This is a genomic window from Streptomyces sp. NPDC059443 (assembly GCF_042750105.1).
In the GTDB taxonomy this organism is placed as follows: Bacteria; Actinomycetota; Actinomycetes; order Streptomycetales; family Streptomycetaceae; genus Streptomyces.
Map to the genome: position 1 here is coordinate 75,236 of NZ_JBHYVM010000039.1, position 6,772 is coordinate 82,007.

At 67.7% G+C, this 6,772-nt stretch carries 7 protein-coding genes and 1 tRNA gene; 1 reads left to right on the forward strand and 7 read right to left on the reverse strand.

Annotated elements, in window-relative coordinates:
• Positions 1-262 precede the first annotated feature (262 nt).
• The 7 genes from ACFXDJ_RS30395 to ACFXDJ_RS30425 all read right to left on the reverse strand — a co-directional run bounded on the left by ACFXDJ_RS30395 (position 263) and on the right by ACFXDJ_RS30425 (position 5,188).
• A complete protein-coding gene (locus ACFXDJ_RS30395; protein ID WP_384651620.1) occupies positions 263-1,174 on the reverse strand; it encodes a hypothetical protein in 912 nt (303 codons plus the stop codon).
• Positions 1,175-1,225: 51 nt separating this feature from the next.
• A complete protein-coding gene (locus tag ACFXDJ_RS30400; protein WP_384850923.1) occupies positions 1,226-2,104 on the reverse strand; it encodes an LppX_LprAFG lipoprotein in 879 nt (292 codons plus the stop codon).
• Positions 2,105-2,277: 173 nt separating this feature from the next.
• The gene (gene rplA, locus ACFXDJ_RS30405; protein ID WP_384663448.1) at positions 2,278-3,006 is read right to left on the reverse strand and encodes a 50S ribosomal protein L1; all 729 of its coding nucleotides are present in this window, start codon (positions 3,004-3,006) and stop codon (positions 2,278-2,280) included.
• Between the two features lie 85 nt (positions 3,007-3,091).
• The gene (rplK, locus tag ACFXDJ_RS30410) at positions 3,092-3,526 is read right to left on the reverse strand and encodes a 50S ribosomal protein L11 (protein WP_214946888.1); all 435 of its coding nucleotides are present in this window, start codon (positions 3,524-3,526) and stop codon (positions 3,092-3,094) included.
• 171 nt (positions 3,527-3,697) lie between these two features.
• Positions 3,698-4,645 (reverse strand): transcription termination/antitermination protein NusG, encoded by a 948-nt coding sequence (nusG, locus tag ACFXDJ_RS30415; protein WP_384663446.1) that lies wholly within the window; start codon positions 4,643-4,645, stop codon positions 3,698-3,700.
• A gap of 84 nt (positions 4,646-4,729) precedes the next feature.
• A complete protein-coding gene (secE, locus tag ACFXDJ_RS30420; RefSeq protein WP_384663444.1) occupies positions 4,730-5,011 on the reverse strand; it encodes a preprotein translocase subunit SecE in 282 nt (93 codons plus the stop codon).
• 104 nt (positions 5,012-5,115) lie between these two features.
• A tRNA-Trp gene (locus ACFXDJ_RS30425) sits at positions 5,116-5,188 on the reverse strand.
• Positions 5,189-5,379: 191 nt separating this feature from the next.
• Between ACFXDJ_RS30425 and ACFXDJ_RS30430 the strand changes: the two genes are divergently transcribed.
• The gene (locus tag ACFXDJ_RS30430) at positions 5,380-6,606 is read left to right on the forward strand and encodes a pyridoxal phosphate-dependent aminotransferase (RefSeq protein ID WP_384663442.1); all 1,227 of its coding nucleotides are present in this window, start codon (positions 5,380-5,382) and stop codon (positions 6,604-6,606) included.
• Positions 6,607-6,772: the final 166 nt, after the last annotated feature.

A 6,772-nucleotide genomic window follows, 5' to 3' on the forward strand; every position in this document is an offset into this window, starting at 1 on the left:
GACCGCTCAGAAGGGGCATAAATACGAAACGCCCCGGCGCAGGCGCCAGGGCGTAGCTCAACCGGAACGAGTCCGGGAACTTTCCTTGAACACCTGCGCAGGACGTCCGTGGTTAGCGGATCCTTCGGCCACCGCCCCCTTGCGGGCACGGCAACGACCAGCGGTCTTTGGCTTCTCCGGAATCGTACGTGAACCAGTCGATGTCAAGCAAATCCGCCCTCAAACACCCCCGCGGGCCAGACGCGCCAAGGCCTCCGGTGGCTCAGTGACCGAGGCCCTTGAGCTTGGCGTCGGTCTCCGCGAGGGACTTCTCCGTCTCGGCGAGGCTCTTGTCGACCCCCTTGAGCTGGTCGTCGACCCCCTTCATGACCTCGTCGAACTCCACCGTGTCCTCGGCCGGCGGCGGGGCGACGGCCGGCGTCGTACCGAAGGCGGAGAACTTCGCCGTGGTCTGGAGCGGGCCGTCGGCGGTCCCGCTCCGCGTGGACTCGTAGCGGACGGGATAGCCGTCCTTGCCGATCCACAGGTCGACCGTGAGCTTCTCGATGCCCTTGACGGCCTCGTGGAGGTACTGGCGGTTCTTCTCCTCCATGACCTTCGTGGAGTCGTCCGCCTTCAGCAGTTCCGCGCCCGTGAGGATGGCCTTGTAGTGCTCGGCCTCGATCCCGTCGGTCTGCTCCGCGCCCACGTGCCGGACGGTGTCCTGTCCGAGGAGCATCGCGAGGTACTCGGCCGGGTCGTCGTTCAGCCGGACGCCCGGCTTGCCGTCCTTGGCCAGGTTCATCTTCATCCAGGACTTGCCCTTCAGTGGCTTGTCCATCTTGGTCCAGACGAGGTCGCCGATCATGACCGAGCGCGTGTCCGGCTTGTCGCCCTTGAGCACCAAGTCGTGGCTGGACGGGTACCAGCCCTTGGAGCCGGACTGGCCCGAGGCCTTGCCGGCCGGGTCGGTGGTCGTCACCTCGGCCTTGGCGAACTTGGCGGCCACCGTCTTCAGGTAGGCCGCCTTCACCGCCTGCTCCGGCGTCGGAGCCTTGGCCGCGGCCCCCTTCGCCCCGGGCTTCTCGCCCTTGCCCGCGTCGGCCTCGTCGCCGCCGCAGGCCGTGAGGCCGCCCACGAGTAGTGCGGCGCCCGCCAGGGCGGCGCCGGTTCGTGTCCAGACAGCCTTGTTCATCTCGTACTCCCCCATGAAAAAAGATCTACGTCGTGCACGCCGGACCGGCGGTCAGCCGGTCCCGGCGCCCTTCATCATCTCGGCGAGGTCGACGACCTGGTCGGCGGGCGGCGCCGCCACCTCGACCGGCTTGTTGTAGTCCAGGAACTTGATGGTCGTGTCCACCGGACCCTTGGCGGCCTCACCGCGGGTGCGGACCTGCTTGGTGTGGTCCGACTCGTCGATCCACATGTCCACGGTCAGGCTCTTGACGCCCTGCGCCTCCAGGCCCTTGAGGGAATCCTCCTGGCGCTTCTTGGCCTCGGGGGTCGCCGAGTCGAGCGCGGCCCGCATCTCGTCGAGGCCGACCGTGCCGCTGAGGTGCTTGGTCTTCACCCCGTCGACGGTCTCTTCGCCGACCAGCTTGAGGTCCTTGGCCCTGAGCAGCTCGCCCGCCCGGTCGCCGGGGTTCTCGCCGGTCTTGTTCGCCGAGCCGCCCGCGTCGTTCAGCTTCTGCGCGGTGGCCGCGTCCAGGCTCTTGAGGTCGAACTTGAGCCACTTGCCCTCGGCCCCGATGAACATGGCCCCGTCGACGAGGCGGATCTCGGCCGTCTTGCCGCCCTCCCCCGAGGTGCCGATCTTCATCGCCATCTCCATCGCGGGCTTGAGCCGCATGGAGACGTCCCCCGAGAACTGCTCGCCCTCCGCCGTACCCGTCATCGAGTAGTGCAGGGAGGTGATCTCCTCCGACTTCGCCTTGACCTTCTCCAGGTAGGCGGCCGGAGCGGCCTCCGCCGCGCCCTTCCCGGCGCCCTGGGCCGTCGGGGCGGCGGACGGGTCCCCGGCCTTGCCCGCCCCGTCCTTCTGTCCGCCCTCGCACGCGGTGGCCCCGCCCACGAGCAGTACGGCGGCCAGTGCGGCCCCGGCGGCCTTCTTGCGGTTCCGGTACACGGACAAGAGTCCCCACCCCTGATGTGATCGCTTGATTGAATCTTTACCCTACTGGCTGGTTCGCCGATCACTTCGTGATTTTTCGGGGCGAAACGCAAGAACGGGCCTTGGTCCCCCCAAGAGGGGGCCAAGGCCCGTTCGGGCAACTCAGCGGGCCGTCAGGCCCGGCTCAGTCAGACCGCGGCCGGGTCTTCCTCGACGAGGAGGTTCCGGGTGCGGTTGGAGTCCAGCGCGATGCCGGGGCCCATCGTGGTGCTGAGGGCGGCCTTCTTGATGTAGCGGCCCTTCGCGGCGGACGGCTTCAGACGAAGGATCTCGTCCAGGGCCGCGCCGTAGTTCTCGACCAGCTGCTCATCGGTGAAGGAGACCTTGCCGATGATGAAGTGCAGGTTCGAGTGCTTGTCGACGCGGAACTCGATCTTGCCACCCTTGATCTCGGTGACAGCCTTCGCGACGTCCATCGTGACGGTGCCGGTCTTCGGGTTCGGCATCAGGCCACGGGGACCGAGCACGCGGCCGAGGCGGCCGACCTTGCCCATGAGGTCCGGGGTGGACACAACGGCGTCGAACTCGTTCAGGCGGTTGCCCTTGGCGATCTCGTTGATGAGCTCGTCGTCGCCGACGATGTCGGCGCCGGCGGCTTCCGCGGCCGCAGCACGGTCACCGGTCGCGAAGACCAGGACCCGGGCGGTCTTGCCGGTGCCGTGCGGGAGGTTCACGGTGCCGCGGACCATCTGGTCGGCCTTGCGCGGGTCTACACCCAGGCGGAAGGCGACCTCGACGGTGCTGTCGAACTTGGTCGTGGAGGTCTCCTTGGCGAGACGGACGGCCTCGAGCGGGGCGTACTGCTTCTCCCGGTCGACCTTCGCGTCCGCAGCGCGGAGAGTCTTGCTGCGCTTCACTTCTGCTCCTGTGTTGTGACTTCAGGGGTGGAGTCGTGGTGCGGACCAGCGCTTGGTCCTACCACTGTCGTGCTGGGTGGCTGAATCAGCCTTCGACCGTGATGCCCATCGAACGCGCGGTGCCGGCGATGATCTTCTCGGCCGCGTCGATGTCGTTGGCGTTCAGGTCAGGCATCTTGAGCGCGGCGATCTCACGGACCTGGTCACGCGTGAGCTTCGCGACCTTGGTCTTGTGCGGCTCGCCAGAGCCCTTCTCCACGCCAGCGCTCTTCAGAATGAGGCGCGCGGCCGGCGGGGTCTTGGTGATGAAGGTGAAGGAACGGTCGTCGTAGACCGTGATCTCCACCGGCACGACCATGCCACGCTGCGACTCGGTCGCGGCGTTGTAGGCCTTGCAGAACTCCATGATGTTGACGCCGTGCTGACCGAGCGCGGGGCCGACCGGCGGAGCCGGGTTGGCCGCACCGGCCTTGATCTGGAGCTTGATAAGCCCCGTGATCTTCTTCTTCTTGGGAGGCATTGCTCTCTCCGGGTCCTAGTGAGAGTTTTTCGCCGCCAATCCGGTCATCCGGATGGAGGCATACCGCACCACGATAACGGGTATCGGCGCGGGGCTGAAAACCGAGCAGGTCAGACCGCCCGCAAGCGGGCAATCTGACCTGTCCGGAAGCGTGTGCCAGAAGGCTGTGGATCAGTTCTTCTGGATCTGGTCGAAGCTCAGCTCGACCGGGGTCTCGCGGCCGAAGATCTCGACGAGACCCTTGACCTTCTTCGAGTCCGGGTTGATCTCGTTGATGGTCGCCTGCAGCGTCGCGAACGGGCCGTCGGTGACGGTGACCGAGTCGCCGACCTCGAAGTCCAGGACCTCGATGGTGCGCTTGACGGCGGGCGCCGGCAGGCCGGCCTCTTCCGCTGCCAGCTTGGCGGCCTTCTCCTGCGCCTCGGGAGCGAGCATCTTGACGATCTCGTCCAGGGTCAGCGGGTACGGGTCGTACGCGTTGCCCACGAAGCCGGTGACGCCGGGGGTGTTGCGGACGACGCCCCAGGACTCGTTCGTCAGGTCCATGCGGACGAGAACGTAACCGGGCAGCTTGTTCTGCCGGACGTTCTTGCGCTCGCCGTTCTTGATCTGGACGATCTCTTCCTCGGGCACCTCGGCCGAGTAGATGAAGTCCTCGACGTTGAGCGAGACGGCGCGCTGTTCGAGGTTCGCCTTCACGCGCTTCTCGTAGCCGGCGTAGGTGTGGATGACGTACCACTCGCCGGGCAGGCTGCGCAGTTCCTCGCGCAGAGCCTGGATGGGGTCGACGGGCTCGGCGGGCTCGGCGTCGGCGGCCTCTACGGCCTCCGCGTCGTCCTCGTCCTCGGCGGCTTCGTCGTCGTCCTCGTCGGACTCCGCGTCGTCGGCCTCTTCGGCTTCGGCGTCGTCGTCGGCCTCTTCGGCTTCGGCGTCGTCCTCAGCCTCCGCGTCGACCTCTTCCTCGACGTGCAGCGCGGCCTCTTCGGCGGCGACACCCGCCTCGGCGTCGGCGAGCTCGGCCTCGTCGGGGTCCACAGCGTCTGCCGCCTCGACGATGTCGAGCGCGTCCTCGACGGACTCGACGGAGTCGGGGCTCGCGTTCAGGTTCGGGTCAGACACGGTGGCTGCTTCTTCCTGGATACAAAAGGTGGTCGAACATGCGAAAACGGGCGGCAGCCATCAAGGCGCCGCCCTCCGCGGGGATCAGCCGAAGACGAACTTGGTGGCTTCCTGGAACCCATAGTCAATCACGGTCACCAGACCGATCATGATGACGACGAAGACAATCACCACGGAGGTGTACGTCGTCAGTTGGTTACGAGTGGGCCAGACGACCTTGCGGAGTTCCGCGACGATCTGGCGGTAGAAGAGCGCGAGACGGCCGAGAGGGCCCTTCTTGCCGCGCTTGCCGCCCTTGCGGGCCTTCTTCTCGCGAGTGTCATCCTCGGCGTCAGGCATGTCGATGGAGCCCAGGGCGTCCGTCACGTCTCTCACCTGAATCCGGGTCGTGGCCGTAGCCGCGCCCGGTTGCGCCGCACGGCATTGCATCAAGTACGTACCTGCGCACACATCCGAGAAGGAGTGTGGAGCAGGGCCGGAGGGACTCGAACCCCCAACCGCTGGTTTTGGAGACCAGTGCTCTACCAATTGAGCTACGACCCTTTGCGTCCCCCAACCTACCGCATCCGGGCGAGTGCACGGAGTGCTCACGCTCTGCAGCGATCGGCGAGGGCCAACGACGGTTGAGTGTACGTGGTCCGGGCCCTGACGTCGAACAGCATGGGCCGAGGACGCTCCGTCCGGTGACTGAAACGGCGTGCGGCGCTTCTCCGCCGTCTGGGACGATTGGCCGCATGACCTCTGAAACGCCTTCCGCCGAGCGCCGCGTCTCCGCCCGTATCGGTGCCATCTCCGAGTCCGCCACCCTCGCCGTGGATGCCAAGGCCAAGGCCCTCAAGGCCGCCGGGCGCCCGGTGATCGGTTTCGGCGCGGGCGAGCCCGATTTCCCGACGCCGGACTACATCGTCGACGCCGCCGTGGAGGCCTGCCGCAACCCGAAGTACCACCGCTACACCCCGGCCGGCGGCCTCCCCGAGCTGAAGGCGGCCATCGCCGCGAAGACGCTGCGCGACTCCGGCTACGAGGTCGACGCCTCCCAGGTCCTGGTGACCAACGGTGGCAAGCAGGCGATCTACGAGGCCTTCGCGGCCATCCTGGACCCGGGTGACGAGGTCATCGTCCCGGCCCCGTACTGGACCACGTACCCGGAGTCGATCCGCCTCGCCGGCGGCGTCCCGGTCGAGGTGGTCGCCGACGAGACCACCGGCTACCGGGTCTCCGTCGAGCAGCTCGAAGCGGCCCGCACCGAGCGCACGAAGGTCGTCCTCTTCGTCTCCCCGTCGAACCCGACCGGCGCCGTGTACTCCGAGGCCGACGCCGAGGCGATCGGCCGCTGGGCCGTCGAGCACGGCCTGTGGGTCCTGACCGACGAGATCTACGAGCACCTCGTCTACGGCGACGCGAAGTTCGTCTCGCTCCCGGCGATCGTTCCCGAGCTGGCCGACAAGTGCATCATCGTCAACGGCGTCGCCAAGACGTACGCGATGACCGGCTGGCGCGTGGGCTGGGTCATCGGCCCGAAGGACGTGGTCAAGGCCGCGACCAACCTCCAGTCGCACGCCACCTCCAACGTCTCCAACGTGGCCCAGGTCGCGGCGCTGGCCGCCGTCTCCGGCAACCTGGACGCCGTCCACGAGATGCGCACCGCCTTCGACCGCCGCCGCCAGACGATGGTGCGGATGCTCAACGAGATCGACGGCGTCTTCTGCCCGACCCCCGAGGGCGCGTTCTACGTGTACCCGGCGGTCAAGGACGTGCTCGGCAAGGAGATCCGCGGCAAGCGCCCGCAGAGCTCCGTCGAGCTGGCCGCGCTGATCCTGGACGAGGCCGAGGTCGCCGTCGTCCCCGGTGAGGCCTTCGGCACCCCCGGCTACCTGCGTCTCTCCTACGCCCTGGGCGACGAGGACCTGGTCGAGGGCGTCTCCCGCATCCAGAAGCTCCTGGCGGAGGCCAAGGCCTGATCCGGCCCGCAGCAAGGTCCGAGCGGCGGTTCCCCCACCCCGGGGGAGCCGCCGCTCGGGCGTTTCCTGGGGCTGCCGCTGCGCGGTGCCGTCCCCTACCCGCCCTTCCACCGTTCCCTGGGGCTCCGCCCCAGACCCCGCTCCTCAAACGCCGGAGGGGCTGGAT

Coding starts and splice junctions, on each gene's coding strand:
- rplK (WP_214946888.1), bottom strand. CDS start 3,526: ATGCCTCCCAAGAAGAAGAAGATCACGGGGCTTATCAAGCTCCAGATC.
- ACFXDJ_RS30395 (WP_384651620.1), bottom strand. CDS start 1,174: ATGAACAAGGCTGTCTGGACACGAACCGGCGCCGCCCTGGCGGGCGCC.
- ACFXDJ_RS30430 (WP_384663442.1), top strand. CDS start 5,380: ATGACCTCTGAAACGCCTTCCGCCGAGCGCCGCGTCTCCGCCCGTATC.